The sequence below is a fragment of the Streptomyces sp. NPDC088915 genome (genome assembly GCF_044749825.1).
Classification (GTDB): domain Bacteria; phylum Actinomycetota; class Actinomycetes; order Streptomycetales; family Streptomycetaceae; genus Streptomyces.
Genome location: NZ_JBIVIR010000005.1, coordinates 161,962 through 176,906, shown reverse-complemented (window position 1 = coordinate 176,906; position 14,945 = coordinate 161,962). Strand labels below are relative to the sequence as shown.

Below are 14,945 nucleotides of genomic sequence, written 5' to 3'. Positions count from 1 at the left end.
CACCCTGACCACCGGGATGCGCGGCGTCCACGGGCCCGGCCACGACACGACCACCGGCACCGCCCCGGGCGCCGACCGGCACCGCGCCCCCGACCTGCGCTACATGACCCAGATCGCGCAGGCCGCCGAGCACATGGGGTTCGACGCGATCCTCACCCCCGCCGGCACGTTCAACGAGGACCCGTGGATCACCTGCGCCGCCCTCGCCCAGGCCACCGAGCACCTGAAGTTCCTGGTCGCGCAGCGCCCGGACTCGATATCCCCAACGCTCGCCGCGCAGATGGCCGCGACGTTCCAGCGGCAGACCCGGGGCCGGCTGCTGCTGAACGTCGTCACCGGCGGCGATGCGGCCGAGCAAGCCCGCTTCGGCGACCACCTCGACAAGGCCGCCCGCTACACCCGCACCGACGAGTGGCTGACCGTCCTGCGCGGCGCCCTGTCCGGCAAGCCGTTCGACTTCACCGGCACGCACTACGACGTACGGGGAGCCACCGTCTTCTCGCCCCCTGGCCCGCTGCCCGGCGTGTACTTCGGCGGCTCCTCCGCCGAGGCCGCCCCCGTCGCCGCCCGGCACGCGGACGTCTACCTCACGTGGGGCGAACCGCCCGCCGACGTCGCCGCCAAACTGGACCGCATCCGCGCCCTGGCCACCGACGCCGGACGCAGGGCGCCGCGGTTCGGGATCCGGTTCCACGTCGTCGCCCGCGACACGAGCGAGCAGGCGTGGGCCGCTGCCGAGCGCCTGCTGACCGGCATCGACCCCGAGCACGTCGCCCGGGTGCAGGCCACCTTGGCCCACAGCCAGTCCACCGGGCAGGCCCGGCAGAGCAGCCTGCACGCCGCCTTCCGGGACAGCGGCCGGACCTCCGACCTGGAGGTGTGGCCGAACGTGTGGGCGGGGGTGGGGCTGCTGCGCGGAGGCGCCGGCACCGCGCTGGTCGGTTCGCACCGTGAGGTCGCCGACCGGATCACCGAGTACGCGGACCTCGGCATCACGGAGTTCATCCTCTCCGGGTTCCCCCACCTGGAAGAGGCGTACGAGGTCGGCGAGGGCGTCCTGCCGCTGCTCGGCGCCGGCATCGGCCGCAGGGCGGTGGGCCGGTGAGCGGCGCCGTGAACGTGCTGGTCGTCGGGGTCGGGCCGCACACCCGCCTCAACCACCTGCCCGCGCTGGCCGTCGCCCAGGACGCGGGCCTCGCCGGCACCGTCACCGGCATTGACCTGCCCGACGCGGCTGCCGCCGCGGTCGAGTACGGCACGCCGGGCCGGCCCCGGCGGATGCTCATCGTTCCCGTCGAGCCCTTCCCCGTCTCCCGCCGGACCCTGCCCGACGGGGTGCGGGGCGTGCTGGAGGGCGTGGTGGAGCGGGAGCGGATCGGGGCGGTCGTGGTGGCGACCGAGCCGTCCGTACACCTGCCCTACGCCCTGTGGGCGATGGAGCGGGACCTGCCGGTGCTGCTCGACAAGCCGCTGACCGTGCATCCCGGCGCGTCCACCGACCCGGTGGCCGCGCAGGCGATCGCCGACGACTTCGACACCCTGCTGGACGCCTACCGGGCGGCGCGGCGGCGCGATCCGCGGATGGTGGTCAGCGTGATGAGCCAGCGCCGCTGGCACCCCGCGTTCCGCCGGGTGAGGGAGCTGATCGCCGAGGTGGCCGAGGCCACGAACTGCCCGGTCACCTCGGTCCAGTCCAGTCACAGCGACGGCCAGTGGCGGCTGCCGGACGAACTCGTCGACCTCGGCTATCACGGCTTCGACCGCGGGTACGGCAAGGCCGCTCACTCCGGCTACCACCACTTCGACACCGTGCCGTGGTGGCTGTCCGCGGGCGAGCGGCCGGGAAAGGAGATCGACGAGATCGAGGTCCACGCCGCGTGCACCCGGCCCGCCGACTTCCTCGCCCAGCTCACCGTCGCCGACCACGCACGGCTGCTGCCCGGCTTCGCCGACCGCAACCCGTACACCGAGCAGGACCTGGACCGGCTCACCGCCGGATTCGGCGAGGTCGATGTGTTCCTCAACGTCACCTACCGCAGCCGCGGCCGGGTGATGGCGCTCGGCAGCCACAACCTCGCCCACACCACCTTCTCCCAGCGCGGCAACCTCCACGCTGTGGCCGGCGGCCTCTACAAGGGCAACGGCCGCATCGGGCAGGAGGTCCACCTCATCCAGCAAGGGCCCTTCCAGGCTCTGCATCTGCACGTCCTGCAGACCCTCCACGGCGACGAGGACGGCATCGACCGGCACGCGGCGGGCGGCGCGGACCACATCGAGCTCCACGTCTTCCGCAACGACCGCCTGGGGCTGGGCTGGGAACGCCACCGCGCGCTCGGCTTCACCGACCTCGTGGAGGACTGCGGCGACCGGACGGTGCTGCCGACCCAGCGCTCGGCCCGCACCTGCGCCGTCACCGAGTTCCTCGCCCACCTGGCCGGCCGCGTCCCCCGCGCGGAGCTGGCCTCGGACCTGGCCGACCACCGGCGCCCGGCCCGGCTGATGGCAGGCGCCTACCTGTCGATGTCCCGCCGCTGGACCGCGACCGGCCGGCCCGCCGACCCCGTCGTCCTCAGCTTCCGCCCCACCGCCCCGGCCCCGCGCGCCGGGCACGCACTCGCCGCCCTGGGAGCCACGCGATGACCCTCCCCCTCGCCCCCTGCCACATCGCGCCCGGCCTGGGAGCGGTCCTCGGGCCGCACCTGCAGCAGGTCCTCGCCGCGTGCCGCCCCCACACCGGACGCCTCACCAGCGTCGAGGAGTGCCTCGGCGGCAACGTCGCCCACGTCTTCCGTGTCCGCGGCGAGGCGGGCAACGTCATCGTGAAGATCCGCGGCCACCGCTTCGCCAGGATCCGGCACATCGCGACCGACCCGGCGCTCATCGCGGTCGAGCACCGGGCCCTGACGCTGCACCACGGCCTGCTGCCCGACCTGTTCCCGCAGGTCCTGGCGTTCCTGCCCGACGCGCACGCCATGGTGATGACCGACGTCTTCCCCGACGGCCGGACCTGGCGCGAGCACCTCGACCAGCGCGCCGCCACCTCCGAGGAGTGCACACGCCTGGCCACCGCCCTGACCCGCGTCCACCACGCCACCGCCGGCCTGCCGCCGCTGCGTGACGGCGACGGCGACGACCTCTTCCGCGCCGAGCACGCCTACGGCTACTGCCTGCGCTCCAGCGGCCACCCCGTCCTCGACGAGGCGTGCCGCCGCCTGGACGCCCTGCCCGGCCGGCAGCTGATCCTCGGCGACGCCTGCCCGAAGAACCTCAGCCTGGCGGCGGGACGGACCGCGTTCGTCGACCTCGACAACGTGCACACGGGCACGCCGCTGTTCGACCTCGGCTACCTCCTCGCCCACCTGGTCCTGCACCACATCACCCGGCCGTCGCGCCTGCACCCGCTCGCCGGCGCGTTCCTCGACGCCTACACCTTCCCGGGCCCCGCCCGGCCCTGGCGCGACGACGACCTCCTCGCGGCGGTGGCCGCCGGGGTGCTGCTGTACCGGCTGGAGGCCCGCACCGTCCCCTACCCGGCGACCGCGCCGCCCGCCGCTGCCGGCCGTCTGCGCCACAGCCTGCGGCGCCTGCTGGATGCCGGTCCGTTCACCGTCCGCGACCTGCTGGATGCCGCCGCCGGGCCGGTGACGTCGTGAACGCGCCCTTCGCTCCGCCCGGCGGCACGCCGGAGCAGGACCCGCTCGCCGAACTGCGTGCCCGCGGCATCCACGTGCCCAGCGTCCAGTCGCTGGCCCGCGACCAGAGCCCGTTCGCCCGCCCCGCCCCGGCACGGACGCGCATTCTCGCGCCGGGCGTCGTCCTCACCGCCCGACCGATCGGCCTCGGCGGCGGCTGCCTGACCAACGCCTACACCCTCACCCTCGACCTCGACCGCGCCGACTGCCGGCCCGTCTCCTGCCCGCGCGGCTTCCACCTGCGCCGCCTCGTCACCGGCCCCGTCGCCGCCGCGGTCTCCGGCACCTTCGCCTACATCTCCGACGACCCCGCCTACCAGCCCGCCGAACCCTGCCTCGACCTCGCCGTCCGCGACCACGACGTCGTCAGCCTGCCCACCGTCACCAAACCCGCTCTCCTCATCCACCACGGCCGTCCGCTCGTGCGCACCCTGGCCGCCACCGGCACCCTCACCGTCGCCGGCCACCCGCACACCTGGACCGGTTCGAAGGACCCCACGCCGAGCCCGGCCCCGGCCGGCCACCTCACCGTGTTCGGTGCGGCGAACTGCCGCATCCGCTACCACGACGATCCCCGCACGGGCTTCCGCCGTGACGTCGACCCGGCCGCCAACACCACACCCCGCGATCCGCAGGCCCTCGACTGCACCGTTTCCCTCTCCCCCGCCGGGGCCAGGATCACCGCCCTGCATCCCGGCGGCGGCGCCAACCTGTTCGCCGGCGCCTACATCCTGCGCGCCCACCACCCCTGGCCCGCCCACCTCGTCACGAACGCACCCGTCCGCGTCACGTCCATCGACGCCTTCGCCACCGCCGGCATCGAAAGCGCCCTGTCCCTGGGCCCGTCCGCCGCCGACGCCGCCGCCGGCCGCACCACACCCTGGGACCAGAGCCTGGGAACCAGCCCGTTCCGCCCCGGCGTCCGCTACACCCGTACCCTGCTCGCGCTCGACGGCCGGCACCTGGCCCTGACCGTCCTGGACGGCGCACCGCTCGCCCCCGCGTTCCAGGGCGTCACCGTCCAGGAAGCCGCCGAGCTGTGCGTGCGGGCCGGCCACGACCCGGCGGCGGTGTTCCACCTCGACGGCGGCCAGACCTCCAAGATCGCCTACCGGCACGGGCACGGACCGGCGGATGCCGTCGGCAGCCTCCATTACCTGCGCTGGCCCCGCGACGAGCACGAGCCCTTCCGCTGGCAGGGCCTCGACGGCCGCCGTCTGCACAGCGCCCTGCAGATCACCCCCCACGAGGAGTCCCGTTGACCGCCTCCCGGTCCGTCCTGGTCGTCGTCGCCCACCCCGACGACGCCGAACTCGCCATGGGCATGCGCATCCGCGACCACGTCCTGGCCGGCGACCGCGTCCGAGTCCACTGCCTGACCGCCGGACGCCCCGGCACGGCCGAGGCCACGAGGCGCCGCGACGAGTGCCTGGCCGCCGCGAAGGTCCTCGGTATCGGCGGCTACACCTTCTCCCAGATCCCCGACACCCGTCTCACCGACCACCGCGGCGCCGTCAACGCGGCCTTGTTCGACACCTTCGCGATCGAGCGTCCCGACGTCGTCTACACCCATCACCCCGACGACCAGCACCTCGACCACGCCGTCACCGGCGAGGAGGCCACCACCGTGGCGATGCGCGAGGCCGCCGACCTGGTCCACTTCCGCTCCCCCTACAGCCGGCACTTCGAGCCGAACCTCTACTTCGTCGGCACCCCCGAACTCCTGGCCGCCAAGCAGGAAGCGCTGGCCTGCTTCTCCTCCCAGGAACAGCTCGACATGAAGGTCTTCAGCGGGCTGACCGAACTGGCCTACCGGCAGCACGTGCACCACCGCGTCGTCGAGCGCTTCCCCGACGGCGCCCACGGCGCCGAGATGTTCCGCACCGTCCGCCAGATCGTCCACGCCTCCCGCCCGTAGGCGAGACCGCCGGCGCCCCCTCTCCCCTGCCAGCCGCATGAACAGGAAGGCACACCTGATGATCGCTCTCACGCGCAGTGGCGAGGAGACCCTCCCCGCCCTGCGGGAGGCATGCCTCCACGCAGGCTTCGACGCCACACAGCCGCGGCTAATCCGCGCCCTCGACAACGGCATCTGGCGCCTGCCCGAAGGCGTCGTCGCCCGCGTCCACCAGCCGGGCACCACGCTCAGCGCGCAAAAGGAGATCGACGGCGCCTACTGGCTCTACGGCAACGGCGTTCCTGTCCCCCTGCCCCGCCGCTCCGAACCCGTGGTGGCGGCCGGACGCCCCGTCACCTTCTGGACCGACCTCGGCCCCGGCGGCCCCGTAAACCCGGCGGACGCCGCCCGGATGCTCCGGGCCCTTCACCGCCTCCCGGTCCCCGCCGATCTCCGCCTCCCCTCCCACGACCCCTTCGCGCGCTTCCCCGCCCAGATCGCCGCCGCTCACGCCACCCCCGAAGAGAGGAACTGGCTGACGGCCCACGCCTCCCAGCTCCGCGAACAGTGGCTCGCCCTGGACTGGCCGACTCCCCGCTGCGTCATCCATGGCGACGCCGGGCCCGGCAACACCATCGCCACCACGGCCGGGACGTTCCTGATCGACTGGGAACGGCTCTCCATCGGCCACCGCGAATGGGACCAGGCCACTGCCGCCTGGCACCGCGACCTCTTCGGCGCCGGCTTCGACGACTACACCGCCTTCGCCCGCGTCTACGGCCACGACATCACCACCTGGCCCGGCTACCACGTGATCCGCGACATCCGTTCCCTGTGCGCCACCCTGTTCGCCCTCCGCCACGCCACGGTCAGCCCGGCCGTCCACGCCGAGGCGGATCACCGCCTGGCGTGCCTGCGCGGAACCGCCGTCCCTGCCCCGAAGCCGTGGATCGGCCGTACGTGGCAGTGGGCCCGCCCGGCGGCGCCCGCAGCCGCGCAGCCCTCCGACGAAGCCGCCCCGCTCGAACTGGAGCGCCTGAGCGTCAGCGCCTCGGCCGAACAGCCTCTGAAGGTCTGATCCTGGGCGGCCAAACGCCTCACTCAGCGGATCCACGCCGGGCTGTACCGGCGGATCCGCCGCACGCCGCCGATCCGTACGCCGGCCGCCCCTGTCCCCCTCCCCAGCAGCACCCGCCCACCAGCCGAAAGAACAGCCTGATGAGCACTGATACGGCCGTGGACCACGGCATCCTCTTCTACCCCCGCGGCGGATCCTCCCTTGTCGTCAAGAACCTCGCCGAGCAGACGCTCGCCGCCAACCGCCAAGCCCGGGTCTTCGCTGGCTCCTTGGGACAACCGGGTGCGTACTCCCACGCCCCCACCTTCTACGGCGGACTGCCGCTGACGGTCTCCGACTACAACCCGGCCGTCCGCGCCCATGCTCACGGCGGCGACGCTCTCGCCCAGGCCGTCCCTCTCCACCCCAGCTACGAGGACCGCGTCGACGTCGCCGACCGGGTCTTCGCCGCCGTCGCCCCGCACACCGCCAACGCCATCGAGAACTACTGGCTCCGCCACCTGGCCACCCACCAGGCAGGAGTGGCCCGGGTGCTGCACCTGCACCACCTCACCCCCTTGCACGGCATCGCCCGCAGGGACGACGTGCCGGTGGTCACCACGCTGCACGGCACCGAGCTGAAGTTCCTCGCCAACGCGCAACGCCGCCTCCGGCTGGCCGACGCCCTCGGCCTGTCCGTCGCCGAGCTCGGCCGGCAGTACCGTGCAACCCCCCGCTCCATCCTCCGGCGCATCAGCCAGAGCGCGTACGCCCCTGGCCCCGACGAGGCCGAGGTCCTGCTCACCGACCGCTGGCACATGTGGACCCACGCCAGGCACTGGGTGGACCGCCTACGCAGCTACGCCCGCGCCAGCGCCCGAATCGTGGCCATATCCGAGCAAGATCACGCCCTGGCCCAGTCGTTGGCAGGGGTTCCCGACAGCCTGATCGACATCGTGCCCAACGGCGTCGACACCGACCGCTTCGCCTCGGCTGGGCCCTTCGGCGACTCCGACCGCCACAAGATCCTCACGCGGTGGCTCGTCGACGACCCGCAGGGCTGGGCAGACGGGAAAGAGCCCGGCAGCATTCGGTACACCGCCGCCGACGTCCGCCGCATCCTCCACGACGGCCAGGGCCGCCGGCGCCCGCTCCTTCTGTGGGTAGGCCGCTTCCTGGCCTTCAAACACCTCAACCTCCTGCTGCAGGCCATGGCCGCCCTGCGCGACCGCGCACAGGTCCGTCCCGCCCTGCTGATCCTGGGAGGCCATCCCGGCGAATGGGAGGGCATCCACCCCTACACCCTCGCCCTCGACCTGGGCATCACCGACGACGTCTTCTTCGCCGGCTGGCGCCCCTACAGCGACCTCGTCGACGGCCTCCGCTGCTCCGACCTCTTCACCGCCCCCTCGGTCGACGAGCCCTTCGGCCTCGTTTACCTCGAAGCGATGGCTTCGGGCACTCCCGTCATCGCCTCCGCCAGCGGCGGCCCCCTCGGCTACGTCACCACCAGCGGCCCCCGAGCGACCGGCTGGCTCCCTGCCCCGGGCGATCTCGCCGGCCTCGTCGCCGCCATCGAAGAGGCACTCGGCAACCCCGCAGAACTTGCCCGCCGCGGGGAGGCAGCCCGTCGGACCACGCACGAGCACTACTCCTGGCAGTCCATCACGCCCCGCTACTTCGAAATCTACGACCGCGCCCTCGCCGACAGACCAGAGAGCACGACTCGCCCGACTCTGCCCCTCGTTCGGTAGCAACGTCAGCTTGCCGACCTTCTAGGCAGATTCATGACCATGAAGAGAACAGTCACGGCGGTGCACGCTCAGGACCCGATCTCGCAGGCGGGAGTGACGAGCCAGTTGCGGACGCGCCCCGAGATCAGCCTGGTGGAGTGGAGCGAGACCGCCGACCCCGCGCCCGAGGTCGTCGTGCTCGTGGTGGACACGGTCGACGAGGACGTGCTGCGGCTGCTGCGGCACATCAACCGCACCAGCACGGCCCGCCCCGTCCTCGTGACGATCGACATCGACGAACAGAAGCTGGTGAGCGCGGCGGAGTGCGGGGTCGCCGGGGTGATCCGGCGCGCGGAGGCGACCCCCGAGCACCTGGTGCACGTCATCGGCACGGTCGCGAAGGGCGCCGGGCACCTCCCCTCCGACCTGGTGGGACGTCTCCTGGAGGAGGTCGGCCGGCTCCAGGGGCAGGTCCTCGGCCCGCGCGGACTGCACTTCACCGGCCTCGCGGCGCGCGAGGTGGACGTGCTGCGCCTGGTCGCGGAAGGGTACGACACGGCGGACATCGCCGCGAAGCTCTCGTACTCCGAACGCACCATCAAGAACGTGCTGCACGCCGTCATCACCCGGCTGCAACTCCGCAACCGGTCGCACGCGGTGGCGTACGCGATGCGGCAGGGCCTCATATAACCAGACTGGCTGCTGGAGGGACGCCGCCGGCCAGCCCCGGCAGGAGGGGCTGCCCGGCACGGCTGTGGAGGGGTCCCGATCAGATTTCGTCGGTCGGATCCCAGATGTACGGGAGTGTCGGGTCCTGCTCGTACAGGTCTCGCCCGATCTGCTCCAAGAAGTGAATCCGATGCCGGAGTTGGGGCAGCAGCTCCTGGATCCGCCCCGACGCCTCCTTGGGGTCGGCCGGCAGGTTGGCCCTGACCAAGATCTTCATCTCCTCCCGCGCTTCGGGTTCGGTGGCAGCGTGAGGAAGCTTCACGATCGCGGTGTAGACCGAGACCTCCGAGACGCTCCAGGCTCCGTCCTCCTCCGCCACCGCCCAGATGACCGACTGGGCAGAGGGGGACAGGGTGAGCTGGCACCCCTCGCCCATGAGCCGGCTGAGCACCGGGAGGGGGACGGCGTCGGCGCCGGCCAGTGCGGCTGCTTCCTCTGCCGTGGGAACAGATATCCGACCGGTGATCGCGTGGGCGATCCGGCGCCGGGCTGCGGCAGCCGGCGGGGCCGGCTGCTGAACCTGGAGTTCTTCCCCTGCGGTGCCGAATGCGGTATCCACGTCGCGCGCCTCTTCCTCGCCGTCCTCGTTTGTCCACCAAGTGATCACGACCATGCGACAGTCGGGAAGTGCTGCCGGATACAAGACGTGGGAGACGACGTCGATCGGCTCCCAGTCCATCGCCGGAATCGACATCCGGAAGATATGCCCGTCCCGATTCTCCGTCAGCTCGTTCGTCGCCTCCCAGATACCCCGTACATCCTCGTCCTTGCAGACGTCGCCGATCAGTTCAATCAGTTCGGCCGAGTCGCTCCCGCGGGCGAGGGCGAACTTCAGCATGCGGACGTACTCGCGAGCATGACGTTCCCAGTCGTGATACTGAACGCGCGCCTCGCCTGAGGTGAGCGCCCACCTCATGAGATTGGCTCCGGGCTCAAGGACCCAGGGCCACCACTGCGCCATCGCCGGGTTGAATCCGATGATGTTCCAGTGGGCATCGCACAGGTAGGTGGGAGCCGGCATCTGCTTGTCGATCAGCAGGCGCAGGCCACTGCGAACTCGCGGATCCACGGTGGCCCCGCTGTCGGCAGCCGCAATGGTCAGGTTGTTGTAGAGCAGCAGGGCGATGTACTCATCCCGATCCAGCTGGAGCAGTTCCGCGAGACTGTCGCACTGGGTGCGGTCGAGGCGATTGCGGCCGTCGCCGCGTTCGAGGGCTCGCCACCACCTCTCCGACCTGCCGACCGCGGTCGCGCACTCCTCTTGGGTCACCCTCCGCCCTCGACGGTGCCCGGCCGCCTTGCGCCAGGTCTTGAGCTGGCCGGCGAAGCCCATGACCTGTCCGGCCCACGGGGTCTCCTGCCCTTCGCGCTCCCTGCCAGCCGTCCGCTCCGCGCCTTCCCCGCCGCTCCCGGGGCCCGGGTGGAGGGGCTCAGTCGCGCCCATCCGCTCTCCTCGATCATCGTGTGCTTCCCCTCGCATTGAGGGCTACCTTCCCCGAGCGGAGGCAACAAAAAGAGGGGGGACCTTGCGCAATACACGCTGGCCCTCCCCTGCCTCTACTCCAGAGTACGAGATCATTTTCGGTGGCCAGGATCACCTACTTCCACAGGGTGACGCGCCCCACACTTCCCTACGCTCGCGTAAGTAAGAGCCCCGGGGCAATAGGGACACGATCCGCTCGAATCGGACAATAAACCGGCAAGGATTTACCGGTTCCGAAACCGGCAATTAATTGCCGGTTTTTTCTCCCCGCGCACTCTCGGCGCCTTCACGACCCCTTCACGATCACCTGTCAGCAGCCATCTCCCCCTGATCCCCCTTGAAGGAAAGGGAAGTTGGGAACCAAGTCGCCCTTCACAATCCCCCGCCAGCTCCCCTTTCTACGCGCGTAAACGCGTCTCAAGATGGCGTTGACGACGAATCCAAGGCGGGCTTAAATCCTGAACATCAGCAGGTCGGCGGCGTGATCGTCCCGCCGTCGAGGCAAGGAGAAAGAAGATCACTCTCGTTGAGCGGCAGACGGCGACAGGCGGGCACCTACGCCCTCGACCCCTTACCTCGGGGCGCCGCACCGCACACGGACAGTGACGAAAACTAGTGCAAAGTATGGACTTGCGGAGCCCCTCTACGTATGTTCGTCGTCCCCCGCCGGGCAGCCCGGCGACCGACGAAAGCGATACGGAAATCCGAGCAAGCACCTAGAAACGCCGCGGCGCCCAGGAGAGCCAACTCCCGGGCGCCGGAATGCGAAGAGTCCTACCTTCCCGCCGAGCCAACGGCGGACAGGCGACCCGTCACCACCGCACCGGCCCTTCCTACGGGGCAACACCGGAGCGGCTTGTACTACAAGGAGAGTCTTGCATGAGCACGGCCCTGCGCGGAACCCCGTCCTCTCGGACCGGGCCCGTGGAGCCCACGGCTGTCACTGACCGTCCGGCGCGCCGGCGCGGCGGTGAGGTCTGATGGCCCGCATCCGCACGATCAAGCCGGAGACGTGGGAGTCGGAGGATCTCGCCTCCGTCACCGTGACAGCCGTACTGACCTTCATCGGCCTGCTCACCCAGGCCGATGACGCGGGCCGGCACCGCGACCTGCCAGCCGTGATCGCCGGGCGGCTGTGGGCCCTGCGCCCCGATCACACCCCGGCGCACGTCGCCCAGGACCTGGAGCAGCTGGCCGAGCGTGGCCTGATCTGCCGTTACACCGGCTGCGACGGAAAAACGTGGCTGCACATCGTCACGTGGGACCGCCACCAGAAGATCAACCGCCCTTCGGTATCCCGCCTGCCGCGCTGCCCCCTCCACGAGGCCAAGAAGCCGTGCGGCGAATGCGGCACCCGCGCGTGCCCCGCACAGGGCCACCTCGGCAGCCACGAGGGCGACCTGGCGGCGCCCGCCTCCGTGAGCCCTCACGAAGACCTCATGTTGGCTGATCCGCCGCCCCCAGGCGCCGACGAGGCGCCCGTCACACGCTCAGCCTCCCGCGTGATGGAGGCCACTTCGCCCGAAGGGCCTGCCTTCTGGCAGGGATCCGGAAAAGCCACAGGTCAGAGCGATGCGACCGGATCCGAAGGCGTGACGGAGGCCACATTCACTGAGGGTTCCGGTACTGGATCTAGGATCTTGGATCCTGGATCTTCCCGTAGGGGGCACGAGGCGCCCGCGCCGGTCCCCTCCTCGGCTCAGGTGCTGGAGTCCGCCGAGGCGGGCGAGTGGTCGGCAAAGCGGGTGATGGCGGAGTACATCCGTGGGTGCACCCGCCGTCCGCCGAAGACGTTCCTCGGGCACCTGGGCAAGGAGATCCGCCAGCTGCTGGACGAGGGCTTCGAGCCCGACGCGCTGCGTCCCGCGCTCGACCGCCTGCGGGCCAAGGGCCTGCACCCGAGCGTCCTGCCGAGCCTCGTCAACGAGGTGATCAACTCGGCGCCTACCTCCCCGGCCGGCCCGTCCTCCGCCTCCGGCGCGGGCCTCTGGGCCGCCGCCTCCCCCGCCTACACCCCGTACCTCAACCCCACCGCCCCGACCGGGACCTTCGGAGTCGCCCTGTGATCCGCTCTCGCCTCGACGACCCTCAGACGGCCGCCGACAACCCGGCGATGGCCTGGATGCAGCGCAAGCTCGCCGAGCGGGGCATCGACCCGAACGCCACTGCGCCGCTCGCCGACCGCCCGGAGCCGAACCCGGCCCAGGAAGCCGCCCAGGAGCGCATCCCGTACGAGTACCGCGCCGCTCAGACCGAGCATCCGGACGTCGCCCGCTGGGTACGCTCCATCGCCGACGCGGCGGTCGGCCACGCCGCCAACGCCCTCGCGCCCCACGTCGGCCGGACCGGCCAGAGGGAGATCACCCACGGCCGCAGCCTGCTGCTATGGGGGCCCACGGGCGCCGGCAAGACCCACGAGGCGTACGGGGCGATCCGCGCGCTGACCGCCGCGGGGTGCGGGGTTCGGTGGCAGGCGACGACGGCGGCGGACCTCTACGGCGCGATGCGGGCCCGGAACGGACTCGATCCCGAGTACCTGCTGCGCCAGATCGTCCGCGTGCCGCTGCTGCTCCTGGACGACCTCGGCGCCGCCAAGAGCAGCGAGTGGACGGAGGAGATCACCTTCCGCCTGCTCAACTGGCGCTCGGAGCACCGCCGGCCGACGATCATCACGACCAACCTGCCGCCGGTCCGCACCGAGCACATGGACCCCCGCCAGCCCGTCCTGCGGGACAAGATCGGCGACCGCGTCCTCTCCCGCCTGTCCGGCATGTGCACCCCGGTCCACCTCGGCGGCCCCGACCGCCGCTTCCGCGCCGCCGCCTGACGGCCACGAAACCTCTCACCTGCTTCTCGCCGCCCGCCCCAGCCGCGCGCCGACCACCACCTTCGCGTGCCGCGCCGCTCCTGCCTGCCCGGCGGCATCCCCTGGAGACACCCATGCGCCACATCACCACCAACGCCAGCAGCCCGACCCCGCCCGTACGAGGCATCGCCGACATCTCCTGGCACGCCCGCGGAGCCTGCCGGAACCTGGAAGCCGACGACGCCGACCGGCTGTTCTTCTCGGCGCCGCGCGCCCTCTCCGACATCGCCGAAGCGAAGTCGATCTGCCACACGTGCCCCGTGCGCCAGGACTGCTTCACCCACGCCCTCGACAACGACATCCGCTGGGGCATGTGGGGCGGACTGACCCGAGACGAGCGCCGACCCTGGCACGCCAAGGTCGCCAAGCGCCTCGACTACGCCCGAGTGCGCGCCGCGATCATGGGCCGGGACGTGTTCCTCACCGCCGCCGAGCGAGACGCCGTCGCCCGCCACGCCTACGTCCGCAAGTGGACCCCCGAGCGCCTCTCCTACGTCCTCGCCGTCGACCTCGACCATGCCCGCGACCTTCTGCGAGACGCCGGCCACGCCATCACGGACCGCGACCGCTACTGGACACCGGCGGACACGGACGACGACGAGGCCGACGCCACGGAAGAAACGTTCTGCCCCGTCCCCCGGCAGGCCCAGACGGACGACCTGATCGACGCCCTGCGGAAGGCGGCATGAGCCGCCTCAGCCCCAGCCCACTCGCCTCCACCCACGCCGAACGGAAGGTACCTGTTGACCGAGGAGACCGCGGACCGATACGCCCTGACCGCAGCCGTAATGGTGATCGCGGTGCTGACAGGGTCCGGCTTCTGGCTCTCCTACGCTCACCTGGCGGAAGTCGCCGCACGGCACGGCCTCGACAGCTCGCCCATCCGGCAGTGGGCCTGGCCGGCCACCCTCGACGCCTTCATCGTGGCGGGTGAGCTGCTGATGTTCCGCGCGGGCCTACGCCGGCGGACGGACTGGTGGGCGATCGGTGTGACCGCCACCGGATCCATCGGATCGATCGCCCTCAACGTCCTCGGCGTCAGCGGTGCGACCCCCGGCCCGGTGCCGCACCTGGACTACGTCGTCGCCGCAGTCCCGCCCACGGCCAGCATGCTCGCCTTCGGGGTGCTGATGCGGCAGATCCACCAGCGCGTCGCCCGCCCCCTGCCACACGAGGAGAAGGTCCGAATCTCCGAAGACCGGCCACCGGGCTGGGCCTCTGGGACTGGACCGATCTCGAACCCGGACCCCGAACCCGGACCGGAGACCGAACCCGGACCGACCCCGGAACCCGGACCAGCCCCGGACCACCGCCCGAACCCGGACCCCGAACCCGGACCGGAAGCCGAACCCGGACCGACCCCGGAACCCGGACCAGCCCCGGACCACCGCCCGAACCCGGACCCCGAACCCGGACCGGAGACCGAACCCGGACCGACCCCGGAACCCGGACCAGCCCCGGACCACCGCCCGAACCCGGACCCCGAAC

13 protein-coding genes are annotated in these 14,945 nt (G+C 71.7%); 12 read left to right on the top strand and 1 reads right to left on the bottom strand.

The window, feature by feature from the left end; genetic code table 11:
* The first annotated feature begins 16 nt into the window (after positions 1 to 16).
* The 8 genes from ACIP5O_RS11230 to ACIP5O_RS11195 all read left to right on the top strand — a co-directional run bounded on the left by ACIP5O_RS11230 (position 17) and on the right by ACIP5O_RS11195 (position 9,069).
* Positions 17 to 1,105: an LLM class flavin-dependent oxidoreductase gene (locus tag ACIP5O_RS11230; protein WP_401291944.1), complete on the top strand. Its 1,089-nt coding sequence runs from the start codon at positions 17 to 19 to the stop codon at positions 1,103 to 1,105.
* Positions 1,102 to 2,640: a Gfo/Idh/MocA family protein gene (locus ACIP5O_RS11225; RefSeq protein ID WP_401291354.1), complete on the top strand. Its 1,539-nt coding sequence runs from the start codon at positions 1,102 to 1,104 to the stop codon at positions 2,638 to 2,640. The genes ACIP5O_RS11230 and ACIP5O_RS11225 overlap by 4 nt, the downstream gene beginning before the upstream one ends.
* Complete coding sequence (locus ACIP5O_RS11220; RefSeq protein ID WP_401291352.1) at positions 2,637 to 3,653, top strand: phosphotransferase family protein; 1,017 nt, start codon at positions 2,637 to 2,639, stop codon at positions 3,651 to 3,653. The genes ACIP5O_RS11225 and ACIP5O_RS11220 overlap by 4 nt, the downstream gene beginning before the upstream one ends.
* Entirely contained in the window at positions 3,650 to 4,954 is a 1,305-nt protein-coding gene (locus ACIP5O_RS11215) for a hypothetical protein (RefSeq protein ID WP_401291350.1), read from the top strand. Before ACIP5O_RS11220 ends, ACIP5O_RS11215 begins: the two co-directional genes overlap by 4 nt.
* Positions 4,951 to 5,610, top strand: a complete 660-nt coding sequence (locus tag ACIP5O_RS11210; RefSeq protein ID WP_401291347.1) for a PIG-L deacetylase family protein — start codon at positions 4,951 to 4,953, stop codon at positions 5,608 to 5,610. Before ACIP5O_RS11215 ends, ACIP5O_RS11210 begins: the two co-directional genes overlap by 4 nt.
* Positions 5,611 to 5,668: 58 nt before the next feature.
* Positions 5,669 to 6,667, top strand: coding sequence for a phosphotransferase family protein (locus ACIP5O_RS11205; protein WP_401291345.1), 999 nt, complete (start codon positions 5,669 to 5,671; stop codon positions 6,665 to 6,667).
* A gap of 140 nt (positions 6,668 to 6,807) precedes the next feature.
* Entirely contained in the window at positions 6,808 to 8,400 is a 1,593-nt protein-coding gene (locus ACIP5O_RS11200) for a glycosyltransferase family 4 protein (RefSeq protein WP_401291344.1), read from the top strand.
* A gap of 39 nt (positions 8,401 to 8,439) precedes the next feature.
* Entirely contained in the window at positions 8,440 to 9,069 is a 630-nt protein-coding gene (locus ACIP5O_RS11195; RefSeq protein WP_401291341.1) for a response regulator transcription factor, read from the top strand.
* 79 nt (positions 9,070 to 9,148) lie between these two features.
* On the opposite strand, the gene ACIP5O_RS11190 is transcribed toward ACIP5O_RS11195, so the two are convergent.
* Positions 9,149 to 10,552: a helix-turn-helix transcriptional regulator gene (locus ACIP5O_RS11190; protein WP_401291338.1), complete on the bottom strand. Its 1,404-nt coding sequence runs from the start codon at positions 10,550 to 10,552 to the stop codon at positions 9,149 to 9,151.
* Between the two features lie 1,019 nt (positions 10,553 to 11,571).
* Here ACIP5O_RS11190 and ACIP5O_RS11185 point away from each other — a divergent pair.
* The 4 genes from ACIP5O_RS11185 to ACIP5O_RS11170 all read left to right on the top strand — a co-directional run.
* Positions 11,572 to 12,657, top strand: a complete 1,086-nt coding sequence (locus tag ACIP5O_RS11185) for a hypothetical protein (protein WP_401291336.1) — start codon at positions 11,572 to 11,574, stop codon at positions 12,655 to 12,657.
* Positions 12,657 to 13,418: an ATP-binding protein gene (locus tag ACIP5O_RS11180; RefSeq protein ID WP_401291941.1), complete on the top strand. Its 762-nt coding sequence runs from the start codon at positions 12,657 to 12,659 to the stop codon at positions 13,416 to 13,418. Before ACIP5O_RS11185 ends, ACIP5O_RS11180 begins: the two co-directional genes overlap by 1 nt.
* 113 nt (positions 13,419 to 13,531) lie before the next feature.
* Positions 13,532 to 14,146, top strand: a complete 615-nt coding sequence (locus ACIP5O_RS11175; RefSeq protein ID WP_401291334.1) for a WhiB family transcriptional regulator — start codon at positions 13,532 to 13,534, stop codon at positions 14,144 to 14,146.
* Positions 14,147 to 14,245: 99 nt separating this feature from the next.
* On the top strand, positions 14,246 to 14,945 hold a 700-nt coding region (locus ACIP5O_RS11170; RefSeq protein ID WP_401291938.1), incomplete at its 3' end, for a DUF2637 domain-containing protein.